The sequence below is a fragment of the Fictibacillus sp. 26RED30 genome, from assembly GCF_015903845.1.
Taxonomy (GTDB): domain Bacteria; phylum Bacillota; class Bacilli; order Bacillales; family Fictibacillaceae; genus Fictibacillus; species Fictibacillus phosphorivorans.
The window spans coordinates 350,845-376,616 of sequence record NZ_JACZDV010000003.1; the positions used below are offsets into that span (position 1 = coordinate 350,845).

26 protein-coding genes are annotated in these 25,772 nt (G+C 38.2%); 15 read left to right on the plus strand and 11 right to left on the minus strand.

Features of this window, described 5'->3' with window-relative positions; all coding sequences use genetic code 11:
• Nucleotides 1-1,092: a GerAB/ArcD/ProY family transporter gene (locus tag IHV11_RS17660; protein WP_197195707.1), complete on the plus strand. Its 1,092-nt coding sequence runs from the start codon at nucleotides 1-3 to the stop codon at nucleotides 1,090-1,092.
• A gap of 40 nt (nucleotides 1,093-1,132) precedes the next feature.
• Here the strand turns inward: IHV11_RS17660 and IHV11_RS17665 are convergent, their stop codons facing one another.
• Complete coding sequence (locus IHV11_RS17665; protein WP_197195708.1) at nucleotides 1,133-2,341, minus strand: MFS transporter; 1,209 nt, start codon at nucleotides 2,339-2,341, stop codon at nucleotides 1,133-1,135.
• Nucleotides 2,342-2,496: 155 nt separating this feature from the next.
• Between IHV11_RS17665 and IHV11_RS17670 the strand changes: the two genes are divergently transcribed.
• Nucleotides 2,497-2,853: a winged helix-turn-helix transcriptional regulator gene (locus tag IHV11_RS17670; RefSeq protein WP_191754703.1), complete on the plus strand. Its 357-nt coding sequence runs from the start codon at nucleotides 2,497-2,499 to the stop codon at nucleotides 2,851-2,853.
• Nucleotides 2,854-2,973: 120 nt separating this feature from the next.
• The gene (locus tag IHV11_RS17675) at nucleotides 2,974-4,431 is read left to right on the plus strand and encodes a flavin monoamine oxidase family protein (protein ID WP_197195709.1); all 1,458 of its coding nucleotides are present in this window, start codon (nucleotides 2,974-2,976) and stop codon (nucleotides 4,429-4,431) included.
• Nucleotides 4,432-4,490: 59 nt separating this feature from the next.
• On the opposite strand, the gene IHV11_RS17680 is transcribed toward IHV11_RS17675, so the two are convergent.
• The gene (locus IHV11_RS17680; RefSeq protein ID WP_197195710.1) at nucleotides 4,491-5,012 is read right to left on the minus strand and encodes a DinB family protein; all 522 of its coding nucleotides are present in this window, start codon (nucleotides 5,010-5,012) and stop codon (nucleotides 4,491-4,493) included.
• 234 nt (nucleotides 5,013-5,246) lie between these two features.
• Between IHV11_RS17680 and IHV11_RS17685 the strand changes: the two genes are divergently transcribed.
• From IHV11_RS17685 to IHV11_RS17720, 8 genes are all read left to right on the plus strand, one after another.
• On the plus strand, nucleotides 5,247-6,713 hold the full coding sequence (locus tag IHV11_RS17685) for a SulP family inorganic anion transporter (RefSeq protein WP_197195711.1): 1,467 nt from the start codon (nucleotides 5,247-5,249) through the stop codon (nucleotides 6,711-6,713).
• Between the two features lie 634 nt (nucleotides 6,714-7,347).
• Nucleotides 7,348-8,103 (plus strand): GTP cyclohydrolase II, encoded by a 756-nt coding sequence (locus IHV11_RS17690; protein WP_197195712.1) that lies wholly within the window; start codon nucleotides 7,348-7,350, stop codon nucleotides 8,101-8,103.
• A complete protein-coding gene (gene ribD / locus IHV11_RS17695; protein WP_197195713.1) occupies nucleotides 8,096-9,184 on the plus strand; it encodes a bifunctional diaminohydroxyphosphoribosylaminopyrimidine deaminase/5-amino-6-(5-phosphoribosylamino)uracil reductase RibD in 1,089 nt (362 codons plus the stop codon). Before IHV11_RS17690 ends, ribD begins: the two co-directional genes overlap by 8 nt.
• A gap of 12 nt (nucleotides 9,185-9,196) precedes the next feature.
• Complete coding sequence (locus IHV11_RS17700; protein WP_197195714.1) at nucleotides 9,197-9,775, plus strand: 5' nucleotidase, NT5C type; 579 nt, start codon at nucleotides 9,197-9,199, stop codon at nucleotides 9,773-9,775.
• A 107-nt stretch (nucleotides 9,776-9,882) separates the two neighbouring features.
• Entirely contained in the window at nucleotides 9,883-10,167 is a 285-nt protein-coding gene (locus IHV11_RS17705) for a hypothetical protein (RefSeq protein WP_066391287.1), read from the plus strand.
• Between the two features lie 252 nt (nucleotides 10,168-10,419).
• Nucleotides 10,420-11,484, plus strand: a complete 1,065-nt coding sequence (locus IHV11_RS17710) for a GerAB/ArcD/ProY family transporter (protein ID WP_197195715.1) — start codon at nucleotides 10,420-10,422, stop codon at nucleotides 11,482-11,484.
• Nucleotides 11,485-11,494: 10 nt separating this feature from the next.
• On the plus strand, nucleotides 11,495-12,970 hold the full coding sequence (locus IHV11_RS17715) for a spore germination protein (protein ID WP_197195716.1): 1,476 nt from the start codon (nucleotides 11,495-11,497) through the stop codon (nucleotides 12,968-12,970).
• Nucleotides 12,960-14,084 (plus strand): Ger(x)C family spore germination protein, encoded by a 1,125-nt coding sequence (locus tag IHV11_RS17720; protein WP_197195717.1) that lies wholly within the window; start codon nucleotides 12,960-12,962, stop codon nucleotides 14,082-14,084. Before IHV11_RS17715 ends, IHV11_RS17720 begins: the two co-directional genes overlap by 11 nt.
• A gap of 20 nt (nucleotides 14,085-14,104) precedes the next feature.
• Here the strand turns inward: IHV11_RS17720 and IHV11_RS17725 are convergent, their stop codons facing one another.
• Nucleotides 14,105-14,929: an STAS domain-containing protein gene (locus tag IHV11_RS17725; protein ID WP_197126818.1), complete on the minus strand. Its 825-nt coding sequence runs from the start codon at nucleotides 14,927-14,929 to the stop codon at nucleotides 14,105-14,107.
• A 495-nt stretch (nucleotides 14,930-15,424) separates the two neighbouring features.
• Between IHV11_RS17725 and IHV11_RS17730 the strand changes: the two genes are divergently transcribed.
• The 3 genes from IHV11_RS17730 (at nucleotide 15,425) to IHV11_RS17740 (ending at nucleotide 17,685) form a co-directional block, all read left to right on the plus strand.
• Nucleotides 15,425-15,733, plus strand: coding sequence for a PadR family transcriptional regulator (locus tag IHV11_RS17730; RefSeq protein ID WP_066391280.1), 309 nt, complete (start codon nucleotides 15,425-15,427; stop codon nucleotides 15,731-15,733).
• A gap of 13 nt (nucleotides 15,734-15,746) precedes the next feature.
• Nucleotides 15,747-16,934 carry a chromate transporter gene (locus tag IHV11_RS17735; protein ID WP_197195718.1) on the plus strand — a complete coding sequence of 396 codons (1,188 nt, stop codon included), beginning with the start codon at nucleotides 15,747-15,749 and terminating at the stop codon, nucleotides 16,932-16,934.
• A gap of 190 nt (nucleotides 16,935-17,124) precedes the next feature.
• On the plus strand, nucleotides 17,125-17,685 hold the full coding sequence (locus IHV11_RS17740) for a YdhK family protein (RefSeq protein ID WP_197195719.1): 561 nt from the start codon (nucleotides 17,125-17,127) through the stop codon (nucleotides 17,683-17,685).
• Between the two features lie 177 nt (nucleotides 17,686-17,862).
• Here IHV11_RS17740 and IHV11_RS17745 read toward each other — a convergent pair whose 3' ends face one another.
• From IHV11_RS17745 to IHV11_RS17765, 5 genes are all read right to left on the minus strand, one after another.
• Nucleotides 17,863-18,933: a sensor histidine kinase gene (locus IHV11_RS17745; RefSeq protein WP_197195720.1), complete on the minus strand. Its 1,071-nt coding sequence runs from the start codon at nucleotides 18,931-18,933 to the stop codon at nucleotides 17,863-17,865.
• On the minus strand, nucleotides 18,926-19,621 hold the full coding sequence (locus IHV11_RS17750; RefSeq protein WP_197195721.1) for a response regulator transcription factor: 696 nt from the start codon (nucleotides 19,619-19,621) through the stop codon (nucleotides 18,926-18,928). Before IHV11_RS17750 ends, IHV11_RS17745 begins: the two co-directional genes overlap by 8 nt.
• Before the next feature lie 100 nt (nucleotides 19,622-19,721).
• Nucleotides 19,722-20,537, minus strand: coding sequence for an SDR family NAD(P)-dependent oxidoreductase (locus IHV11_RS17755; RefSeq protein ID WP_197195722.1), 816 nt, complete (start codon nucleotides 20,535-20,537; stop codon nucleotides 19,722-19,724).
• A 37-nt stretch (nucleotides 20,538-20,574) separates the two neighbouring features.
• Complete coding sequence (locus IHV11_RS17760) at nucleotides 20,575-21,270, minus strand: SGNH/GDSL hydrolase family protein (RefSeq protein WP_197195723.1); 696 nt, start codon at nucleotides 21,268-21,270, stop codon at nucleotides 20,575-20,577.
• Between the two features lie 12 nt (nucleotides 21,271-21,282).
• Complete coding sequence (locus IHV11_RS17765) at nucleotides 21,283-21,870, minus strand: TetR/AcrR family transcriptional regulator (protein WP_197195724.1); 588 nt, start codon at nucleotides 21,868-21,870, stop codon at nucleotides 21,283-21,285.
• 218 nt (nucleotides 21,871-22,088) lie between these two features.
• Between IHV11_RS17765 and IHV11_RS17770 the strand changes: the two genes are divergently transcribed.
• Nucleotides 22,089-22,910, plus strand: a complete 822-nt coding sequence (locus tag IHV11_RS17770; RefSeq protein ID WP_197195725.1) for a DUF3990 domain-containing protein — start codon at nucleotides 22,089-22,091, stop codon at nucleotides 22,908-22,910.
• Here the strand turns inward: IHV11_RS17770 and IHV11_RS17775 are convergent.
• The 3 genes from IHV11_RS17775 to IHV11_RS17785 form a co-directional block, all read right to left on the minus strand.
• Nucleotides 22,897-23,673, minus strand: a complete 777-nt coding sequence (locus IHV11_RS17775) for a zeta toxin family protein (protein WP_197195726.1) — start codon at nucleotides 23,671-23,673, stop codon at nucleotides 22,897-22,899. The genes IHV11_RS17770 and IHV11_RS17775 overlap by 14 nt on opposite strands.
• Nucleotides 23,674-23,755: 82 nt before the next feature.
• Nucleotides 23,756-24,367 (minus strand): DedA family protein, encoded by a 612-nt coding sequence (locus IHV11_RS17780; protein WP_197195727.1) that lies wholly within the window; start codon nucleotides 24,365-24,367, stop codon nucleotides 23,756-23,758.
• A gap of 91 nt (nucleotides 24,368-24,458) precedes the next feature.
• Nucleotides 24,459-25,769, minus strand: a complete 1,311-nt coding sequence (locus IHV11_RS17785) for a hemolysin family protein (RefSeq protein ID WP_197195728.1) — start codon at nucleotides 25,767-25,769, stop codon at nucleotides 24,459-24,461.
• Nucleotides 25,770-25,772: the final 3 nt, after the last annotated feature.

The following is a 25,772-nucleotide window of genomic DNA, read 5'->3' on the forward strand; positions in this document are numbered from 1 at the left end:
ATGCACACAGGAAAAATTAGTTATTGGCAGATGGCAGTGTTATTTCAAGTGTATATGACGGGTTCAGCCCTTATCAATATCCAAGGGCCGATGCTGGCTGCTGCTCAAAACAGTGCTTGGATCGCCATGTTGCTTGCTAACTTAGTTGGTTTTGTCATCTTATATCTCGTATTAACTCTTCACAACGAATATCCTGATCAATGTTATGTGAACCAAGTTCGCCTAACACTCGGAAACGTGATGACCTATCTAATCATCATCCCTCTGTTCTTAGTCATGTTGTATATCACAGCAAACATTGTATATGGAATGGGGCAATATTTTACAACCTCGATGATGAGAGAAACGCCGCTCTTCATCTTTCATCTACTCATCTTAATCACCTCCAGTCTAACTGCAAAAGCTGGAATTGAAGTAATGGGTCGCATGTTTCACCTATTGATGTATATTCTGTTTTTCATCTTTATCATCATGTTAATCCTGCCCTACAACACGTATGAGATCACTAATCTGCTTCCTTTAGCTCCACAAGGCTTTAAGCCGATATTACATGGTGTTTATGTCGGTTTTGGATTTCCTTACATGGATGTATTATTCTTTGCTATGATTATATACTTTGTAAAGCAAAAGCCCGGGCAGTCCATTAATAAATGGCTTTATTTAGGTTTATTCATAAATGGAATCGTACTCACATTAACAATTCTCTGTTCATTAATGGGGCTAGGACCTTTAGTGTTTCTTAAGAAATTCCCTCTTCATGTTCTGGCTCAGCTGATTAGCATTGGAGAGATTGTTGAGCGTGTAGAAGCGATCTTTGGCATCGCACTAATTCTAGGAACATACATGAAGATCTCTTTATTGTTGTTTATACTTGATCAAGCTCTCTCCACTCTATTTAAAGTAAAAGCTACACATTTTATTTATATAATCTCAGTGGTTGTGCTCTTACTCTCTCTTACGATGTACAAAAACGAAATTGAACTAGGAGAATCTGGATCCTTCTTGCAGACCACTGTAACATTTTTCTTTGGGTTCTTGCCCCTTTTACTTGTAGTCATAATAGCTAAAGTGAAAAATAAAAAAACAGCTTAAAAAAAGAAGGCAACCAAAGTGGCTACCTTCTTTTTCACCCTTAAATTGTTCTTTTTTCAAGTGACGCGCTCCATGCCGTTAAGAGAACTGCACCAAACACCATTACTCCGCCGATCCAAGGTGTATGAATGATGCCGATCGAATCGACAATGAGCCCTCCAACAAATGCACCAATAGCGATACCTAAATTAAATGCGGCGATATTAATAGCTGACGCAACATTTACTGCAGAAGGTACATATCTTTCAGCAAGTTTCACAACATAAACCTGTAGACCCGGAACATTCATAAACGCTAAAAGTCCTAATAAGAAGATAGTAATCGTTCCAGCTACTTTAAAAGGTGCTGTAAATGTTAAGATCACTAAAATAACAGACTGAATAACGAACATCCAAAACAAAGCTTTAATCGGATTTTTATCTGCCGCTTTACCTCCTACCGTATTCCCGATCGCAACAGCAATACCGTAGCCTAACAAAATCCAGGTTACTGCTTTAGGAGCGTAGCCTGTTACATCTTCTAAGATCGGTGCTAAATACGTGAATGCTACAAATGTTCCACCGTAACCAAGAGCTGTGATCGCAAAAGCTAATAATAATCGACCGTTTTTAATAATCTTGAGTTGATCTTTTAAACTTGATGGTGGTGCTTCTTTCAAATTCTTCGGAACTAAGATTGCACTAGCGATGATGGCAACAACACCTAGTAGTGCAACTGCCCAAAACGTAGCTCTCCATCCGAAGGTTTGACCGATAAAGGTTCCAAGCGGAACACCTGTTACGGTTGCAACAGTAAGCCCCGTAAACATGAATGCGATCGCACTTGCACGTTTATGTTCGGGAACTAGATCCGCAGCGATTGTTGCACCTATAGAAAAGAATACACCGTGAGAAAATGCTGTGATGAATCGCGCGATCAGAAGCAGCGTAAAACTTGTTGAAACTGCTGCAACCATGTTACCTGCGATAAAAACGACCATTAACAGAAGTAACAACGACTTTCTGTTCATTTTATTCGTTAACGCTGTAAGGACCGGTGCTCCAAATGCAACACCCATCGCATATCCTGATATGAGTAAACCTGCTAATGTGATCGATATGTTTAGATCAGATGCTAATGAAGATAAAAGTCCTACAGGTACAAACTCAGTTGTACCAATACCAAATGCGGAAATGGCTAATGCTAATAATGCCGGAAAACCACCTTTTGACTTCGACCCGCTTTCCGTTTGAACGGCTGTTGAATTCATCTATAAATCCCTCCATTGATTTTAGTTGGTGAATGAACTAGTCATTCGGTTGACTTGATGTTATTATGAAATATACACAAACTAAAAGTAAGTACGCACTTTAAAGTAATGTAGGCACTTAAAAGTAACAATTACGATATAGAGGTGATTTTGGGATGAAAAAATACAATATACCTGTAGAAGCTGCACTTGAAGTGATCGGTGGAAAGTGGAAAGTCGTCATCCTCTGCCATCTTATTAAAGATAAAAGAAGAACCGGTGAGTTGAAGCGGTTAATGCCAGGAATTACACAAAAGATGCTCACACAACAGCTTAGAGAACTTGAAGATGATGGAGTTATCCTCCGAGAAGTATACAATCAGGTTCCTCCACGAGTTGAATATTCTCTTACTGACTACGGTTGGTCGTTAAAAGGAATATTAGATTCACTATGCGCTTGGGGTGAGCAGCATATTGAGAAGACTTATCCGAATAAAGAGGATGTTTTAGTTCAGACAGAAGAACTAGTATAAATTTAGAGAAATGGCAGCCATCATTGGCTGTCGTTTTTAGTTTTAATTACAAAATAATATTCTTTAATAATTTTTAATACATTGTTAAAAGGAATGAACGTTCATTTAGGGGGATTTGTGATGAATTCAAGCCGTTTAACAGTTGAGGGAATGCTGGATATTATACAGAACGGTTTACCCATGACAAGCTCTCCAAAGAGGATGATTGTCGTCGGTGCAGGAATGGCTGGACTTGTTGCAGCCACACTTTTAAAGAACGCTGGACACGAGATCATCCTTCTAGAATCTACCCACAGAGTTGGCGGACGTATTTACACAGTCAGATCACCTTTTACCCATGGTAACTATTTTGAAGCAGGTGCTATGCGTATTCCTAAGATGCATAAGCTTGTTTTGGCATACATCAAGAAATACAACCTTGCCATTAATGATTTTGTTAACAGCAATCCTCATGACCTTCTTTTGGTCAATGGCATTCGAACCACTTATGATGCTTATGAGAAAAATCCTGATATCTTAGGTTTTCCTGTCTTAGAAAATGAAAAAGGAAAAACTGCTGAAGAGCTTATCGCTTATGCTGTACAGCCGATAGCAGATTTTATTGATCGTGAACCTGATAAAAACTGGCCGATCATCATTCAAAATTTTCAATCATACTCACTTGATAATTACTTGCGCAACAACCCTTACGGAAGATCATTATCTGCTGGAGCTATTGATATGATTAAAGTGCTTCTATCACTAGAAGGTCTTCCCGAGCTCTCACTTTTAGAGATGCTTCGAGATATCTTAATCATTTTCAAAAAACCTCCTCTTAAATACTTTGAAGTTACAGGTGGTTACGACCAGCTACCTCGTGCTTTTCTTAGAGATTTACGGCACCACATCTATTTTGGTCAAAAGTTAACAAGACTAGTGCAGACAGAATCATCCGTTAAACTGTATACAGAAAGTCCGCAAACCTTACATCGTTTTTCTTTTGAAGCTGACAAGGTATTACTTACACTTCCGTTCTCGGTACTTAATTTTGTTGAATTCGAACCATATAATTCCCTCTCCTATCTTAAAAGGAAAGCTATTCGGGAGCTTCATTATGTGCCCTCGATTAAGATCGGAATTGAATTCAAACATCGATTCTGGGAAAAGAACGGTCTATCTGGAGGGAAAACCGTCACTGATCTCGCATCGCGCTTCACTCATTATCCGAGCCGTATCAGAGAAGACATCCCTTCAGGTGTGGTGATCGGAAGTTATACGTGGGAAGATGATACGTTCCCTTGGAGAAGCTCATCCAACGAAATGAAGATTAAAGAAACATTAAAATATATCGCGCAGTTTCATGGTGACTACATCTATCAGCATTTTGTTACAGGATTTAGCCACGATTGGTCCACAGATCCCAATGCAGGTGGATGCTTTACAATGTTTAAGCCATACCAGGAATTAGAATTGTTTGAAGCGATTAAAGCTCCGGAGGGAAGACTGCACTTTGCCGGCGAACATACTACACTCAAGCACGGCTGGGTTGAAGGAGCTGTGGAGTCAGGCATCAGAGCCGCGATTGAGATGAATGAGTAATTCTATTCACAGAAGAGAGTCGATATCAGGATGACATCGACTCTCTTTTAAACATGTGTTTAATTTTGGGTTAAGTATCGCTCTACAATAATATGACGATGGTGTATCTCATGACCGGCTATGATCATCATTAGAGCACGAGTGGTAACAGGATGCCCATTTGCCGTTCCTTTCCTTTCTACAGCCTTCTTGTTCAAACTTTTAATAAGTTGTATGGTAGCCAAACGTACTGCAACAAAATTTTCTAGCAAATCTCTCACCTGGATTTCATCGAAGCCGGCTTCCTGTACATAAGCATTTTCATCATATCCAGGAAGTGAGGTTGTTTCTCCTCGTGCGATGGATAGTAAACGATAACTCATGATTCTCTCCGTATCTGTAATATGGCCGATCACTTCTTTAATGCTCCACTTCCCTGTTGCATAGCGGTAGGAAAGTTGTTCATCATTTAACATGCTTACGATTCCAACTGTTTCTTGCATTTGATTCGTTAGTACTTGAACGATATCCCCTTCAGGTACTAAGCTTACATACGCCTTATAGTAATCCGCGTACTCATATCCTTCTGTTATCTTTTCCATATCCTCATCCCTTCCCCTTATGCAAATCATATAATTGTATTTTTCTACTAATGCTCCAAAAAAACAAGAAATTCAATAAAAATGAAAGAAAAAAACTTATTTATACGCTTACATTCTGTTACTTCATTTTTATTATCCATGTTATAATCAAACGCGTTGACATCGGACCCCGACTTTCATGAGAGTTGAAAGTCAAAAAACAGTTTTCATCATAAAGAAAGAGGTGTGTTTCTGTTGGATCTAAATAAAATAAAACAGGAGTGGTTTGGGAACATTCGCGGAGATGTTCTTGCCGGCCTTGTAGTCGGATTGGCTCTTATTCCAGAGGCGATCGCTTTCTCCATCATTGCAGGTGTAGACCCTATGGTAGGTTTATACGCCTCATTTTGTATTGCCGTTGTAATTGCCTTTCTAGGCGGAAGACCTGGAATGATTTCAGCCGCAACCGGAGCTATGGCTCTTGTCATGGTCACCCTTGTTGCAGAACACGGACTGCAATACCTTTTAGCAGCAACCGTGCTGACAGGTGTAATCCAAATACTGATCGGAGTATTAAAGCTCGGGAAATATATGAAGTTCATCCCTCGTTCAGTGATGGTCGGATTTGTTAATGCACTCGCCATTCTAATATTTAGTGCCCAGCTTCCTCATTTTGTTGGAGAGTCATGGGTAATGTACGCGATGGTTGCAGGAGCTTTAGCTATTATTTATCTTTTCCCGAGAGTCACAAAAGCTGTGCCTTCTCCTCTGATCGCCATTATCGTGATCACCATCATAGCTGTTATGTCAGGTTCAACGGTACGAACGGTAGGCGATATGGGTGAATTAACTCAAGCTCTTCCAATGTTTTTAATACCTGATATCCCATTAACATTTGAAACATTACAGATCATTTTTCCATACTCATTTGCTTTAGCTCTGGTTGGACTTTTAGAGTCTCTACTTACTGCTCAGATCGTAGATGATATGACAGATACGGATAGCGATAAAAATAGAGAAGCAAAAGGACAAGGAATCGCGAATATTGTTACAGGATTCTTTGGAGGGATGGCCGGCTGTGCAATGATTGGTCAATCGGTTATCAACGTTAAATCTGGTGGCAGAGGAAGACTTTCTACATTTGTTGCTGGAGCATTCTTAATGATACTAATCATCCTGCTCAACGACCTGCTATCGATGATTCCAATGGCCGCGTTAGTTGGAGTTATGATCATGGTATCCATCGGCACTTTTGATTGGTCTTCTTTAACAAAGCTTCATAAAATGCCTAGAACTGATGCTGCTGTTATGATCGTGACCGTAGTTACAGTGGTGCTTACTCATGACCTTTCAAAAGGAGTTCTAGCCGGTGTTATCTTAAGTGCACTGTTCTTTGCCGCTAAAATTTCAAAAGTTGAGATTTCCTCTAAGGTTGATAACAATAATAAATTATATTTCGTAAAAGGACAGTTATTCTTTGCATCTGTAACAGATTTTGTTTCACAGTTTGACTTTTCAGAAGATGTAGAGCTTGTTACAATCGACTTGTCGCAATCTCATGTTTGGGATGATTCTGCAGTAGGTGCTATCGATAAAGTTATCTTAAAATATCGCCAGAATGGAACAGATGTTCAAATCACTGGACTCAATGCATCTAGTCAATCACTGATAAAGAAACTTGCCACACATGATAAAACAGAGGCAAAAATGACAGCACATTAAAAAACATGTTCTTAATAAATATAAACAAAAATCTTCAAGAAGGTACACTGCATGGTGTACCTTTATGCCGTCATAAATAGTTTGAATATTTTGAATAATTATTGATGAAGGGGTATACTTTTAGGTAGAACTGCCATTAATACGTTGAAAGGACGCTGAGCACTTGATGATTAACGAAACAAAATATCGTCATAAAGCCTTTGATCAGCTCTTCCATTCCGAAGTGGAGAAAAACGATAATAATCATTTGATCTTCAATTATGGCATTGCCCTTTTAGGAGTACTCACTATCATTCTTACTAAATATTTCTAGAGAATCTTGAGTTTTCTGTTCGCTTAATCGCTCTGACTTTTAAATCAATACCAAAATTTTCAAGAAGAATAGTCTAACATACACGCTATCATGGGATTATTCCATATAATATAAGAAGAAATCTATGTCTGTCATATAGAGGTCGGCATTTTCTCTTAACCCTACTTAAACATAAGGATTGAACCATCTTCTGATGAGTTCGATGCTTTTTTTTTCCATTGAGAGCAAAAGACTATTTTCAATTGATTTATCTGGTATAAAATAAACATATTCACCTAAGTAACCGACAAAATACGTATGAACTATAAAAGGGGTATAAGTATGTTACAAAGTAAAAACTTAAAAGAAAAAGTTCTCTCTATCCTAGAAGATAAAATACAACTCATAAAAAAAGACGAAGGTGCTATCTATTTGGTAGGACCTATCAAACTTCCTGTTAACCTATATGGAGAAACCGTTGTTTTCAATTGGTACTGCTGGTTAGAAGGCTGTGAGCAGACTGAAAACTTTGAAGAAGTGATCGATAAGCTTTCCTCTGCCAACTTAGCAGAATATCAGCAGTCCAGCGTTTTGGTTTATGGTGACTTTGCATACAATGAGGAAGCTCTTATTCGTATGCACTCGATTTGCCATACTGGTGATATATTCGGCAGCAAGCGATGTGACTGCGGTTATCAGCTCAAGCAGTCGATGAAAATGATCGTAGAACATGGTACAGGTGCACTCTTTTATTTAGCAAACCATGAAGGCCGTGGTATCGGTCTATTTAGTAAAGCAATGGCTTACCTGCTTCAGGAAAATGGACAAGATACAGTTGAGGCTAATGAAAGCCTTGGATTTGTAGATGATTCTAGGAATTATGAAGATGCTATAGAAGTACTGAAAGCACTTCGTTCAAAGCCTGTTACACTTATTACAAACAACCCGAAAAAATTAGAAGCACTCCATCAGGCGGGGCTTTCTGTTACAGCACGAGCACCCATCTGGGGTGATGTATCTGAATACAACGAGAAGTATTTGCAAACCAAGATCAATCGATCTGGGCACCTAGAAGAAGGAGTATTTACGAATGAGTAGTCATGAATTCTACATGCAGCTCGCCTTAAATAATGCTAAAGCAATGAAAGGACAAACAGACCCTAATCCGTTAGTAGGGTCTGTGATCGTAAACCACAATGAAATCGTGGGAGTAGGTACACATCTTAAGGCAGGAGAACCACATGCAGAAATCCATGCCATTCGTATGGCTGGAGGTAAGGCGAAAGGTGGTACGATTTATGTTACACTAGAACCCTGCTCTCACCATGGGAGAACGGGACCATGTGCTATAGCGATTGTAGAAGCAGGAATTAAAAAAGTGATTATTGCCGCATTAGACCCTAACCCTCTTGTCTCTGGAAAAGGCGTGCAGATTTTAAAAGAAGCTGGAATTGAAGTAGAGACTGGAGTGCTTCAAGAAGAATCAGAAAGAATGAATGAAGTGTTCAACAAGTTCATCGTTCAGAAGGTTCCTTTTGTAACTTTAAAGTCAGGCATCACGCTTGATGGAAAGATTGCAAGCCATGCGAACAACAGCAAATGGATCACATCACCAGAATCGCGTGAAGATGTGCATAAAATGAGGAATGAAAATCGAGCAATACTTGTTGGTGTTAATACGGTCATTCATGATGACCCTGAACTAACGACTAGAATTCCGAATGGTCGAAATCCGCTACGAGTGATTATGGACTCAACACTTAAGATTCCGTTACAATCAAAAGTGGTGACAGACAAGCTAGCTGAAACCTGGGTATTTACAACAGAAAATCACAACAAGCAAAAAAAGAAGCAACTCGAAGCTCACGGTGTTAAAGTGTTCATTGCTGGTGAAACACGCGTTGATCCACATGAAGTATTAAAAACGTTAGGCAGTAATTTGATCTCTTCCCTTTTAATCGAAGGTGGAGGTACGATTAACGCAGCTTTTCTAGAAAACAAGCTTGTTGATAAAGCGGTTTTCTACATCGCACCTAAGCTGATCGGCGGACAGGATTCACCTTCATTTTTTGGTGGGACTGGAATTCAAAAGATGTCTGATGCCATCCAGTTGCAAGATCTTACGGTTACGCCAATTGGACCTGACTATAAATTTACAAGTTATCCTAAATACGAATAAGAGGTATATATAATGAGATTTGGTTTTGACATTGATGATACACTGATTAACCTTCGACAACATGCTTTTCATATCTACAATAGAAAATTAAAGAAAGATGTTCCGATCGATGTTTTTGAAACGATTGAAACTCTGGAGATTCACGAACCGTTTGGTCTTTCCAAAAAGGAAGGCAATCAGATGTGGATTGATTCTATGGAAGAGATTTATTTTACAGATTGTCCTGCTTATCCTGATGCCATTGAAGTGTTGCAAGAACTACATAAAGAGGGCCATGAAATCTTCTACATTACAGCGAGACCTGCCAACCATTGCGAAGAAACTAAGAAATGGGTCGAGAATGCTGGATTTCCTGTGCAAGAAGGACGCTTTTTCTGTGGAATGAAAGATGAGGAGAAAATCCATACGATCAAAGATTTGAAGCTGGACTTTTACTTTGATGATAAGCCTAATGTCTTAAATACGCTAACAGAAGAACCTGTTCAGCTTTATGTTAGACATCAGAATTACAACAAAGATTTAGACATGCCTCGTTTGACGAATTGGTCTGAATTAAAAGAGATCATTAAAAAACATAGCAGCAAAAAATAGGACGCAGTCTTTTGTTTGATGCTTCTTAAGGCAGCACGTTAAAAAACGTGCTGTTTTTTTATACGCTCGTTTTGGTGTATGGTAATAAGACTGGAGGTTAAAATGATATGCTGCTATTCTTATTGCTTTGTTTACTTACTGCAGGTTTTTTTATAGAAATCTTTCAAAAGCATATTTTAAGGGTGAAAGACCCTGATATTCAAGTATTATGGGCAGAATTAGAAAGCGAAGAATGGTTCCAAGAATTAAACGATATCCCTGAGACCAAGAAGTGGATTGAACTAGATAAACAGAACGGCCTATTGAAAGATCCCTATTATGTACGAAAAATAATTGATCAAAACGGACATCGTGAAGGTTATATACGCTACATCTTAGATAAAACGAAGTAATGGCTCAAACAAAAGGTTAATCTTTTGTTTGAGTTTTTCCGTTTGCCTAAAGTAAGCTGTGTGTTATGGATTGAGGTAATCAACAGGGCGTAACTGGTCCATTAACAACTCGCGGAATTAAGTTAAAAATTTGCGAAATTCCATCCAAAACTCACGAAAAAATGTGATTAGCTTAAGAATTGTATTTACCGATAGAATAATGCCTTCAAATTAAAACAATACTAATTCATATTCAATTAACCGGAGGAACGTATGAGAATTCAACCTGGTGTAGCTCCCATTCATATTTATGTTCTTTTAATTCTTTCATCCGGCCTCGTAAATCATGTTCTAATTATACCCGTCATCTTATCAGCTTCAGGAAGAGATGCTTGGGTAAGTATTCTTCTTTCAATTATTCCTTACATCCTATTTATTTTACTTATTGGTTCTGCTTTAAAAAAATTAGGAAATCAAGATTTTATACATTTTATAAAAGAACGACTTGGTACAGTCCCTGTTTATCTACTCAGCAGTGTATTTATCCTTTACTTTTTCTTAAATGCAACGATTACTTTCCGGGATACCATTACATGGACAAAAACAAATTATTTAATGGATAGCCCTCCGCTTGCTCTTTGTATTTTGTTAGGATTGCTCTGCTTTTTCGGGACTTATAAAGGACTTCAAGAATTAAGCATGGTAGCTTTGATTGCGTTACCGTTAGTTGTAACATTCGGCTTTTTTATTGCGATTGGAAATATTCCGCATAAAGACTATTCTATGCTACTGCCCATTGCAGAAAATGGCTGGTCTCCTGTGTTTAAAGGTGGCGTGTATGTTTTATCCGGGTTAACAGAGTTAAGTACGCTTTTATTCCTTGTCCATCACACACATAAAACGCTTAAGTGGAAACACATCATTTTTGTGAGTTTGGTTTTAGTAGGACTTATGTTAGGACCAACAATGGCAGCCATTGCAGAGTTTGGCCCTTATGAAGCTAATAAATTAAGATACCCTGCTTTTGAACAATGGAAGCTTCTAACCATTAGCAAAGTGATCACAAGGATGGACTTCCTTTCCATCTTCCAATGGATTTCTGGTGCTTTTATTAGAGTGAGTTTATTGATGTTCTTGGTTACAAAATTGATTAATGTAAAAAAACACAGGATATGGCTAGTTGCTTCCCTATATATTCTTGCGATTGCTTATACCCTTGCTCCTATATCAAACATTTCTGTTTTTAACTTTTTGTATCAATACTTCTTTCCGATACAGATGTATGTGATGCTGCCCATTATATCAATTGTCTGTCTTTATGTTCTAGTTAAGAAATGAGGAATCTGTGATGAAGAATATAAACCGTAAAGAAAATACTAAAATTCACGAACTTCTTAGCTGGTTTAGGCATTCTACAGACGTAGTGGTAAAAAACGATTTATTTGCAGAAAAAACAAATTCTTCATATACCTTAATGTTCTGTAAAGGGCTCGTTGATACCCAATTACTAGAAGAAAGCTTGCTTCCGTACTTGAATGACATCGTTGAGCAGGATGATGTTGCAATGTTTAACTCTTTAAAAAATCGGTTTGTGGTTCATGAAATCAATATTGATTCTACAAACAAAAGAAAGATTGAGCATAGCTTATTTTCAGGACAAGTACTCTTAACCGGTTCAAAGAACCATTCTCTATATGCCATTAATCTTGCAAATATGCCAAAGCGAACACCGGAAGAATCGAATACGGAGATCTCTATACGTGGTGCACGAGACGGTTTTATTGAAGATTTGGAAATCAATTTCGCGTTAATTCGAAAACGTCTAAAAACATCTTCACTCAACAGCAAGTCTTTTACGATTGGTAGAAGAAGCCAAACGGCTGTTTCCTTACTTTTTATCGAAGACATTATCGATTCCGATCTCGTGGTACGGGCCGAACAGCGTCTTTCCAAAATCGATATCGATGCACTCGTATCAAGCAGTGAACTAGAAGAAGAATTATCAGATTCCGTCTTTTCCATTTTTCCCCTGATTGATAATACAGGGCGTCCTGATTTTGCGGTCCAATCATTACTTCAAGGAAGATTTGTCATTATAGTAGACGGTTCACCTACAGTTCTCATTGGTCCCGCTTCTCTTGCGATTACGTTAAAATCTCCAGAAGACGCTCATGCCAGTTTTTACATGGTATCATTTGAACGAGTCCTTCGATTTACAGGACTTTTCACAACCATTACATTACCAGGCCTCTGGATTGCATTGACAACATTTCATCCAGATCAGCTTCCTTATCCCCTTCTTGCAACCTTAACACTCTCTCGAACAGGATTACCGTTATCGTTGCCACTTGAAATGATGATTATGGTCGTTTTGTTTGAATTGTTTAAAGAAGCAGGAGCTAGACTTCCTAGGGCTGTTGGTCAGACCGTAGCGGTACTAGGAGGATTAATCGTTGGGGATGCGGCAATCCGAGCAGGGTTAACCTCTCCTACAACACTTGTTGTTGTAGCTATAACGATGATTGCCAGTTATACGTTCGTTAACCAATCATTGAGTGGAAATCTGCTTTTCTTACGGATATATACCCTTCTCATGTGTGCTACGTTTGGACTGTTTGGATTTTTCATCGCTATGCTTAGTATATTCTTGCTAGTCAGTTCACTTCGTTCCTTTGATTATCCATATATTGAATCCTTAGCTACACCAAATGCGGCTGATACGTTTAAAACATTTTTCAAGGCTCCTTTCACTCTCATGAAAAAACGATCTTCGTACATGTATCCAAAAGACGCTACTCGCCAAGGTGATCGCAATGAGAATTAAGCCAAAGATCATGTTCCCGTTGTTTTTCTTGCTACTTACGTTAACAGGTTGCTGGGGCTCCAGGGGCATTAATGAGCAGCTCTATATTGAAGCCTTAGGTGTGGATTATAAAGATGGTAAGTATATCGTTTATACCGAATCCGCTGTCTTCTCATCAATCGCTAAACAAGAAGGCGGTGGCGCTCAGGCAGCTGACTCTCCTGTTTTAGTCGGCAGAGAAGAAGGAGATACCCTTACAATGGCTTTCAGGAAGTTAGAGAAATCTTCCCAGTTCCCACTATATTACGGACACGTGCAAGTGATTCTGTTTAGCGACAGGGTCATTAAGGAAAAGCTGAGTGAAGTCATTTCTCACATCGGTCACGACCCTTTAATTCGATTTACAGCTTGGATTTTTGGTACGTCTGAAGATATTAGCGACGTATTGAAAGCGAAATCTTTATTTAAACAAGCACCCACATATAAAGTTTTGTTTCATCCAGATACGATGTTGATAAGAAACCACTCTGTTAATGCATTATCCATGCAGGTGCTGTTACGAAATGGCAACGAACCATTTGGCTCAACCATAATCCCAAATGTAAAGTTAGTCAAAGGAAAGTGGCTTGAAGATAATGATAAGCCTGTACTACCTACTTTAAATGGTGGGTATGTGCTTAAGGATATGAAGTTTAAAGGCAAGTTAGATTATGAACAGCTTCGTGGACAAGAATGGTTAACTAAAGAAGAAAAAAAGAACAAGCTTGAAGTACCATTAGGGGATACTGTTGTACAACTGGAAGTAAATGGGTATAAAATACATCTAAAAGAGCCTGTTCGAAGAGAGCTCAAATACACAATAGAAGTTAAAGCAAAAGCAACAATTGATGAAAATTTAGATATTGTTCCTCGTAAAGAACTTGAAAAGAAAATCATCCAAAAAATGAAGAAGGATATTAAGCAGACTTATTTAAATGGACTTTCCATAGACAGTGACATTTATAATTTAACCCGTTCTACTTATCGAAAGTCACCGTCTTTAGTTAAAAAGTATGCTTTGCAGAACGACTCTTTGGATTCAGTCAAAGTGAAAGTTCAAATCGTTCATGCAGGAAGTCAGAAGTATAAAGACTAACGAAAAAACTAGCACGCATGCTAGTTTTTTTGTTTGTTACTTTCTATCGCTTGTTTTACATTCGCAAATGTTTTTATGGATGAAAAATCAATACCTTCAGAAACCGCACTAATCGCTAGCTCAGGACGCAAACCAGTCACCATTACGTTAATACCAAGTAATGCCAAAACACGGTATACATTAAAAATATGAGACGCCACTTCAGTATCAATGTCGACGATTCCTGAAAAATCCATGATCAACCGTTCAACTTGAAGTTCAGGGATTTTAGGCAGCACATGATTCATAAGATGCTCTGTTCGATCAGCGTCGATGGTGCCAATCAATGGCAAAACAGCCAGTCCATTCTCTATAGGCACGACAGGTGTAGAAAGCTCACGAAGCTCTCTCTTTGTTTTCTCTAAAATCTCCTCTGACTTTCGTTCAAAGGCAAGAACCGTTTCATTAATGCTTACGTCCAGCATATGATGAACACGCTTAATGATTAATACGACATCTTCCGTAGAAAGTCCGAAATCAATGCTTATATTTAAAATAAAATCCGCAAACACCATTCGAGTGTCAGGATAACGGATTAATATATCAGAGATTCGATGATGCTTTGCTGCTGTTTTCTCTCCATTTTCTCGACTCCACTCCAACAGTTCTTCAGGGACAGAACCTTCTTCACAATCGATAGATTCACTTAAAAAAGATAGGAATTCGGAATAAACTTTTCTGGCCTGACTAATGTCAGTATCGCTTACTTGGAAACCAAACTGCCCAATAATATCATCAACGATTTTATTAGCTAGAAGCTCTGCATTTTCTTTTAGATAATGGGCAACCGTTAATGTTGACTTCATCTTCTTCACTCCATATCAAGAAAAATAGTTTTATTATCATACCTTCTATGATTTTATCACTAAAAAACCAGTAAATGGCTAAACTATGAAAATAATAACAGAGACAAGTGTTGAAAGATTTTGAAGAATTTTTTCGCATTGATGGTTGTTCTTAGGGGTAGTTATTTTCTGTTTCAGGATGTTCGCTTTTCGCGTTGCGTGCGGTGTGCACCATGAATGATAGACATTCAAGAGATTTTACTTACTCCTAAATATACAAGGCAATACTTCATATGTGAGCTTTCTCATCGATCATTGGCGAGATACTTATCAGTTGGTATCCATGACTTCCTCTCCAATTAAATCTTCTTCTACATCGAAAAAAAATAAGGTAAATATAAAGAGTATGTAAACCTTATAGTGATTAGGTTGAAAAGAAAAGGAACTCATGTTATTTTTATTTCGAAAACCGATATAGATAATCGATATTGAGATGCGAATATAGGCGGTGATTATATGGAAGAGAAAACTTTACGAAAACTTTTTCTTGGTTTCATACAAATACACATTCTGCATCATGCGCTTGAACACCCAATTTATGGCGTATGGATGCTAGAAGAACTCAGAGAACACGGCTATAACATTAGCACAGGTACACTATATCCGATTCTTCACTCCATGGAAGCAGACGGACTTTTGACAAAGGAAAACAAGAACGTTGAAGGAAAAATTAGAAAGTACTACACCGCAACTGAAAAAGGACAGATCGTCTTATCTGAAGCAAGAGCAAAAGCTTATGAACTTTTTAAAGAAATAAAAGAGTAAGAGGTGATCATAAATGACACAAAATAAAAACCGACTACAAACACTCTTAGAAATACTTATCGTATCAACAAGACTTGGTTTCACTTCTTTTGGTGGTCCAATCGCACACCTAGGCTATTTTCATGAAGAATACGTTAGAAAACGCAAATGGATGGATGAAAAAGGCTACGCAGACCTTGTCGCTCTCTGTCAGTTTCTCCCTGGTCCCGCGAGTAGCCAAGTGGGAATCGGAATCGGGGTTATGCGAGGAGGCGTATTAGGAGGAATCGTATCATTTATCGGCTTTACTCTCCCTTCCGTTATCGCGCTTATCGTTTTCGCACTTATCTTGCAGGGATTAAATGTTTCTGATCTAAGCTGGATTCACGGATTAAAGCTCGTAGCCGTTGCAGTTGTGGCACACGCCATTTTAGGAATGGCCGAAAAGCTAACACCTGACTTAAAAAGAAAAACCATCGCATTGTTAGCACTAATTGGAACGCTATTGTGGCAGACTGCGTTCTCTCAAGTAGGTGTAATCCTGCTTGCAGGCACATTAGGTTTTTTATTATACAGGGACCAAACAGATAACGATGAAACAAAATATGAATTTCCTATCTCAAAAAAGTTTGCTGTTATCTGTTTGAGTTTGTTCTTTGCGTTACTTCTTCTGTTGCCGCTCTTAAGAGATGCGACTTCTAACAGCTGGATCGCTATCTTTGACAGCTTCTATCGTTCTGGATCACTGGTATTCGGAGGCGGCCATGTGGTTCTTCCGTTACTTGAGCGAGAGTTCGTACCATCTGGTTGGATCAGTGAAGAAGCATTTTTGGCTGGTTATGGAGCAGCACAAGCCGTACCTGGACCTCTTTTTACGTTTGCAGCCTATATTGGAGCAGTGATGAATGGATGGCAAGGTGGATTACTTGCCACTGTCGCAATCTTCTTACCTGCTTTTCTGTTAATCTTAGGTTCTCTTCCCTTCTGGAACATGCTTAGACAGAATGCTAAGATCAAAGGTGCACTAATGGGCGTTAATGCTGCAGTTGTTGGAATTTTAATCTCCGCCTTCTATCAGCCTATTTGGACAACGACGATTCTTAAACCAATTGACTTTGCATTTGCAGCCGTACTGTTCAGCATGTTGGTATATTGGAAACTGCCTCCATGGGTGGTCGTTGTAACTGGTGCAATTGGTGGTTTGTTGATGTCATTCTTATAAAATGAATTAAACGTTTGTTTAAATTTCGAAAAAGAAACTGCTTGAGTTCTTATTGAATTCAGCAGTTTTTTCTCTTTTAATTAACAATCTCTTCACAACTTCTACATAAGTGTCTTTTATGCTAGTCATATGTTCATAAAGTTCTTAGGAAGAAGAATACTAACACTAGCCCATAAAGGAGGTTTTATTAATGGTAAAAAATAAGCTATTTATTACAATGTTGCTCTCTTTCTCACTCGTTCTTTCAGCATGTGGAAAAGATGAGCCAACAAAAAAGAATGAAGAAAGTCAAGATCATGCAGATCATGGAGAGATGAACCATTCAAGTTCTGGTGAAGTTCCTGAAGGACTTAAGAGTGCAGAAAACCCGACATATGAAGTAGGAAGTAAAGCGGTTATAAAAGCAGATCATATGAAAGGTATGAACGATGCAGAAGCAACAATCGTTGGTGCATATGATACAACCGTATATACCGTAAGTTACACACCTACAACAGGTGGAAAAAAAGTAGAGGATCACAAGTGGGTAATACACGAAGAGATAAAAGATGCAGGTGATAAACCGCTAACTTCAGGAAAAGAAGTTACTCTTGAGGCAGATCATATGAAAGGTATGAAAGGCGCAAAAGCTACAATTGATTCTGCTGAACAAACGACCGTCTATATGGTCGACTATACACCTACAACAGGTGGAGAACGTATTAAGAACCACAAATGGGTAACAGAAAGCGAGCTATCTAAGGACAAATAATTTTTTTTGGGCCCTAAATTTGGATTTATGGGCCTTAGAAATATTTTATAGACCCTTAATCTGCAGTTATAGGCCCGAAATCTCCATTTATAGTCCTTCAAATAAGTTTATAGGCTTTTCGACAAATGCACACATGAATACCAAAAGAAGCCAGCTTCCAAAATCACGCCGGCTTCTTTACCTATTAAAACTCATTTTCACCTCAGTGCCCTGCTTATACTCCCCATTTACCCAAATCTGTCCTTCGTGAGCTTCAACAATTCTTTTTACAATCGTCAAACCGATCCCGCTGCCACCATGTTCTCTGTTCCTTGATTTTTCTCCTCGATAGAATCGTTCAAACACGTGTTTGCTCTCTTCTTCCGGAATGCCTATTCCCGTATCTCGTATAGTTATCAAAACTGATTCGCCATCAACATGCGTTACAACCGTAACTTCTCCTCCTCTAGGTGTATACCTTAACGCATTACTGAACAGGTTCATAAACACTTGAGACATTCGTTTGGCATCCATATTTATTTCAATATCACTATTTAATTCACTTCGAAGTAATATTCCGTTCTGTACAAACGCGCCTGATACGGCATCCACACTTTTTATAAGGATATGGTTTAATTGTTGTGGTTTCTTATTTAGTGAGAACTCAGGTGCCTCCATGGCTGTTAAATATTCAAGATCTTGTACGATTGTAATCAGTCGATCGATTTCACCTGTCAATGACTGTATACGGGCTGTAGTTGGCTCGAAAACCCCATCTTCAAAAGCCTCTAAATGACTTTTAATCGTCGCTAATGGGGTTCTGAGCTCATGAGCAATATCTGAAGTCATATTTTTACGGTAATTTTCCTGTAATTGTAGTTTAGCGGCAAGCTGATTTAGAGAGTTACCCAGGTCATTGAGCTCATCATCTCCAAGTGACTTCACTCTGACTTGAAGCTCTCCCTTAGCCATCTTTTCTGCCGCTTTTCTCATCTCTACCATAGGTCTTGATAAGTTCTTAGCCACAAAATAACTAATGATACAAACTAACAGAATAGCACCGAGCGATGTCCAAAGAACGGAACTTAACAGCGCCTTTTCAAAGTGATGCGTTAAAGGCTCTATACTATTAAATTCCGGTACATCTTTTTGGAACATTGTAAAATGAAAATGAACTTCATACATGATGATAAGACCAGCAATAATGAGAATGGATGACGCAGCCAAAATAAAAATGATAGTCAGCCTTGCATGCAGACCTTTAAACATGGCTGCCTCCAGTAAACTTATATCCTACCCCAAACACCGTAATGATATAGCGTGGGTTCTTAGGATTTGTTTCAATTTTAGATCTTAAATTCTTTACGTGTTGATCGATGGTTCTGGTATCTCCTTCATAATCGAATCCTAAAATCTTCTCCACTAATTCATCTCTTGAAAAAACACGATTTGGGTGCCTGCCAAATGTCAGCAGTAGCTTAAGCTCAATTGGTGTAAGGTTGACAAGGTTTCCGTGTTTGTATACTTCTTGTTTACGAGCATCGACTTTAAGTTCTCCTTCGTTATAGGTAATATGCTCAGCCAACAAGCCCTCATCTCCTGATCGGCGTAAAATCGTTTTAACTCGTTGAACAAGTTCGCGCGGACTAAAAGGTTTCACCATATAATCATCAGCGCCGATGGCTAATCCGTTGATGCGATCTTCCTCACTCACTTTTGCAGTCAGCATTAATATCGGTAACGTATGTGTTTGCCTAATTCTCTGACAGAGTGCTTCCCCACTCATATCTGGCAACATAAGGTCAAGAATTACGAAATCTATAGAGTAATTGATCAGATAATTAATAGCTTCCTTAGCAGTAAGAGCTTCTAGCGTATTGTGCCCTTCCTTCTTCAAATAAGAAGAAACAACTTCCAACAGCTTTGGTTCATCCTCCACGATCAAAATGGTTTTCACGATTACTCCTCCAAAACTTAGATTACTTTTATTATAACGAAGAATGTACGATAAAAAAAAAATGAACTGCCCTAGAACATTAGCAGTTCATCTTAACTCTTTAAACTAGCCTAGCTTTTCGGCTTACTCTACAGACCAACCTCATCAATCCTCTATGTGCTACAGGGAACAACGTGAAAAAAATATCCATCGTTCTTCGCATCGGCATAGGACATATGATAGGCTTATTTTTATGTATACCGTCTAATGTGATTTTTGCTAGTTTTTCTGGAGACATCATCTTTTGTTTTTGAAATTGCTTCATAATAACATCTTTATTTATCTGAATAGCCTTTGCTTTCTCAAAAATAGGTGTGTCAACAAACGTTGGACATAGTGTACTCACTTTAATGCCGAATTCTTCTGCCTCATAATGAAGGGAAGTTGTTAATCCAACTACTGCGTGTTTGGTAGTTCCGTAAGCTGCAGAAACGGGAGATGGACCTAGGCCAGCAGCTGAAGCTGTGTTAACGATATGACCAAATCCTTGTTGTTTCATTACTCGATATCCTGCGTTAGTTCCATGGATGACTCCCCAAAGGTTAACATTCATTATTGTTTTCCAGTCATCCAAGGTCGTATCATACAATTCACCGTACATCGCGATGCCGGCATTATTAAACAGATAATCTAGTCTTCCAAACTCCGTATATATTTCTTTAACAGTATTTTCTACACTTGCTGCATCCGTTACGTCTAAAAATTGAAATCTTGTATTTTTAGATCCATTATTAAGTTTCTCTTCAACCTGTATACCTAATTCTTGATTGATATCCGTGATGATGACAAACACGTTTTGTGAGACGAGCTCCTCACAAAGTGCGTAACCGATCCCCGAAGCTCCACCTGTTACAATCGCAACTCTCCGCTCATCCATCGAACCAACCACCTTTGTTGCTTATTTTTAACTATGATTACTTCAATGCATCCTTTTCAATAAATTGATGTTGATCAATGATTGCTGCATATTCATCTGCAACAATTTGAGCGCCTTTACTGTTCAAATGAATGCCATCAAGTGTCAGATGCAACCCACGTTTCTTTGACAACTGATCGATTCTTAATGGTTTTTTATAAAAAAGAACATCTTTCATAACGGTTAATACTTTTGTACTGATATAGTCGGAACTCTTTATGGAAGAGAGGTGGTTTTCAAAAACGGTGTGTAAATTAAGTGTGGAAACATTTCTATGTTTGTGAGCGATGGATGTGATGAGGGTACATAATTGTTTAATCTCATGATTCGAGACATTATTCAGGTCCTCACCAACTATTGCTGGGGTAACCGTAATTACAACTTTTGAGGAAGATAAGACACACTTTAAAACTTTTTGATAATACGCTTTAAACTCTTCATGATCTTTTGCAACAGGCTGGGCTTGAACACTTAGTAATTTTGAATAGACATCATTAACACCGATCCAAAGGAAAGCAAGATCAAAGGTTTCTAATTTCTTTTTTGTTAGGCGGCTATGCAAGCTTTTAACAGACTCCCCCGGTTTGCCTAGGTTTACAAACGTCATGTGGGGATGTTGTTTCTGTAAGAGTTTAAAAAAAGAAACACCAGGTCTTCCTTCTGTCAGACTGTCACCGATTAATCCGATTCTCATACCGTTTCCTCCTTATTTGTGGATGGATCCTAAAAAAATACTTACAGCATTCTTAAAGAGCGGTTCTAAGGTGTGAAGTTCCTGAGTATTCGTAAGCTGACAAAGGCCACCAAGCCATGTGCCGATCAACACCGTCCATTCATCAATATTGCCTTTCTTAAATTCGCCTTCTTCTATCCCTTGAACGAGAATTGCACGATAAGCACCCATTGGAATGACCGCTAATTCGTATAGTTGCTTAATGGATTCTGGACTAGATTCAGGATTGGAAGCAAGCTCTTGTCCTCCTTTTAAAAGAGGAGTTTGGTAATTATAAAGAACATGCAAAGCCATTCCATAAAGCTTATCGGATGCACAAGTAAATTCAGGTTCTTTATTCATCCACTCCAAATACCATTCCTTCATCGTTCGTTGAGCTAATAATACAAACAACTTTTCTTTATTCTCAAAATGATAATAAATGTGTCCTTTACTATATCCAGAAGCTTTTGAGATATCGGAAACTGAAGTTTGTGTGTACCCTTTTTGTGAAAAAAGTAAAAAGGCTTTTTCCATGATTTCTAGTTTTGCTGATTCACTGTTGTATCTTCTTTTGCTCAATGATTTATTTCCTTCCTTTAATTTGAACGACTGTTCTAATTTTATTATACATTTTTTAACAGATAATGAAATGCATTTTCTTACGCATTCACAAAATTGTAAATATTAACAAAAAAACACCCCAAAGGAGTGTGTTTGCCAAATATGTACTATTAAAATCTCCATCTGTAACCTTCTTTTCCATTTTACATATTACATGTATAAGGGGGGAGATCACTTTGCTTTCAAACGATCGATATCGTACAGTCTATCATGGTACTACATTATTTGCTGCTAAGCTTATCCAACAAAACGGTATCTGGTTAGAAGCACAAAGATTGAGAACTGATTTTGGCCAAGGCTTTTACGTAACTTTCAGTAGAGAACAGGCTAAATCCTGGTCTTATTTTAGAGCAAAGAACAAGCAGCTTTCACCCCATATACTAAATTTATTAAACCTCACTGAGTCAGATTATCTAAACCACCCTGACACAAAGATTCCAGCTTATTTAGCATTCTCAGTGGATTTACATGCCCTGCGAAGATTACAGGGCAGGATTTTTCCTTTGCCACACGAGGTGAAATGGCAATTAAATAAGGATGCTTGGAAAGACTTTGTAAAAACGTCCCGTAAAGGAATTAAGCATGGTTACGACTTTGTATATGGTCCTGTTTGGAGTGGACATTTTAACAGTACAGGTGAAATAAAAGCATCTCCATTTAAAGAACAACTTTCGTTTCATAACAATAGAGCTCTACATTGTTTATCGAGTCCGATGATTATCAAGCTCCCACCAAAAAAGTGGATGAACAGTTCAGAATTTAAAAATCACGATCAAGAAGCGTTTATATCAGAAATCGGTAAAAACCTTATGATAATAAGTACAATGAAAGAAAAACAAGCCTATCCCTTCATAAAAAAGTATTTGATAACTCATTCATTCTCAGATCTTCATTCCCATGAAACAGCACTTTACTGGGCATTCTCTATCTTCTATCAATCCAAAAGGATATGGATTGACGAATACGAACGCTGTCTTGATTCCATCATTCAAATCTAATCGTACTCTTTCTCAAAAATTCTTTATATCTATTCTCATCTATGAAATGGTTAGAGATAAAGAGCTTTAATCCATTTTGATTGTCATATCCCTCAAAAAAAGACACATCCTCTTTAATCGCTAAAAAAGTTTTTGGAATACGCCGATGTGTATGTTCAATAACATGCCGGGGTATAGATCGCCCCGTTTTTTTAGCTCTGATTGCTTCTCTTTCGATTGCAACATCAACAGGAACATCTACAATATATACGATTACTTCATATCTTCTTTTTTGTAAGCTGTTCACTAGGGATACATACTTACCTGTTTTCGCCATCGTTCCTTCGAGCAGAAACGACCTTTTCGTTTCTAACATGTGTTGGACTAACTTTTCTGAGATATCTACCGATTCTTTATGAACAAGTGCTGCGGCTGAGCTGGGAAATTTTTTTTTATACGATTGATATTCAGGGATCCATTTTTTTATTTCGTCCGGGTCTATTGTGATTAACTGTCTTCTCTTCTTTTTTATGTACTGTTTCATGATACTTTCACACAAAGATGTTTTACCAGAAGCACTCCCTCCTCCAACTAACACAGCGATCGGAGGTTGAAGGTTATCCATTTTTGATCGTTTAATAAGTGTTGCTATAATTTTTTGATGCAGAGCTTCTCGTTCTTTCGTATACGTATCATTGTCATCGGAAAAGGTGACTTTCGTTTCTTTAAAAGGCAGACCTCTTTCTTTTGAAGAGATAAACATTTTCAAGATCCAACTCCACATCCCTAGTTCACCTCCAAAAAAAGAATCCCCTATCAATAGGAGATTCTTCAAAACGGACATTTATGTTTAATTAAGACTAAAGTTAGCTATTTTGTCTGCGTTTTCGTATATAAAGGATGACAACAGAAACAAAGAGTAACGCCAAAACAGCATAGATGATTTTGGAGTAAACGTCCATATACCCTACAATTACTTCCCATGACGCTCCAAAATACGCACCCAAATTAACGAGAGCAATGTTCCAGATCAATGTTCCGAATGTTGTAAGAACAAGGAATAAACCGAAATTCATATTGGACATGCCCGCTGGAATGGAGATTAGACTTCTTATCAAAGGAATGAATCGGCAAAAGAATACCGTCCATGGGCCATATTTATCAAACCATGCATCTGCCTTATGAATATCCTTTTTCGTTAATCGAAGGATATGCCCCCACCTATCAATAATCTTCTCCATTCGTTCAACATCTAGTTGCAATCCTACACCATATAGAATCACCGCTCCTAGAACAGAACCCACTGTTGCTGCTAAGATGACTCCTACTATATTTAAATCTGAAGAGTTCGTCATGAACCCTCCAAAGGTTAGGATGATTTCAGATGGAATCGGAGGAAATACGTTTTCTAATGCGATTAACAGCAGAATCCCCCAGTATCCAAATTCGTTCATAATATTGATTAACCAATTCTCCATAACTAACTCCTTTGTTTCTATATCTAAATTGCTAAGAACAACTACTGCTTTTTTATAAAAAAGACGTGCAGAGCTTGCACGTCTTCTTTGATTAGTTAATAGATTCTTCGTTCTTCACATTTAATACTTCAAGTGACTTAACATGATACCCATCGATTTCTAAAATCTTGAAACGATAGTTTTCCACTGAAACCTCATCGCCCATTTTGATCTCCATCTTTTCAGAAAGAATCCATCCACCGATCGTATCAACATCTTCATCGTTAATGTTTAGACCAAAAAGATCGTTCACTTCTGAAATCAATACTTTACCGTCAAGAATTGTTCTGTTTTCATCGACCTTTTTGATATCAGGCACTTCATCCTCATCAAATTCATCTCGAATTTCGCCTACGATTTCTTCAAGAATATCTTCAACCGTAACAAGTCCTGAAGTACCACCATATTCATCGATCAAGATCGCCATATGAACACGTTCTTTCTGCATTTTTAATAATAGATCATGAATAGGCATCGTTTCAAAAACCTGAATAACAGGTCTTACATACTCTTCGAGTGAAGCATCTGGATTCTTGCCGTTAACGAAGTCTGTTAATACTTGCTTCATGTTTACCATACCGATAACACTGTCTTTATCTCCATCTATGATCGGATATCGAGTATAGTTCTCTTCTGTTACAACAGCAATGCTTTCTTTAACTGTTTCTGATTTATCGAGTGTTACCATATCAACGCGAGGTACCATTATTTCTTTAGCGGTACGGTCGTCGAATTGGAAGATATTATTTACATATTTAAACTCAGACTGGTTGATCTCACCGCTTTTATAGCTCTCAGAAAGAATGAGTCTTAACTCTTCCTCCGAGTGAGCAAGTTCATGTTCAGATGCAGGCTTCAAACCAAACCATCCTGTAAAAATGCGCGCAGATCCGTTCAATGTTTTAATAAACGGATACATGATCTTATAGAAAAACATGATTGGTTTTGCGATTCTTAACGTAACGGCTTCCGCCTTTTGAATTGCAAGTGTTTTTGGTGCAAGTTCACCAATAACTACGTGTAAGAACGTAATTAAAGCAAAGGCGATAATAAATGATAAGATACTTGAAACTGACTCAGAAAGTTCAAACTCTACAAACAGAGGGTGCAACAAGTGCTCTACCGTCGGCTCACCTAGCCACCCTAATCCTAATGCGGTAATGGTTATACCAAGCTGACAGGCTGAAAGGTACTCGTCGAGGTTTCCGACAACCTTTCTTGCAGCTACGGCTTTCGTATTTCCTTCTGAAACGAGTTGATCAAGTCTTGTCGTACGAATCTTTACTATCGCGAATTCGGTAGCTACGAAAAAAGCAGTCAACGCGATTAATATAGCTACCATAATTAAGTTAATAATCTCCAAATG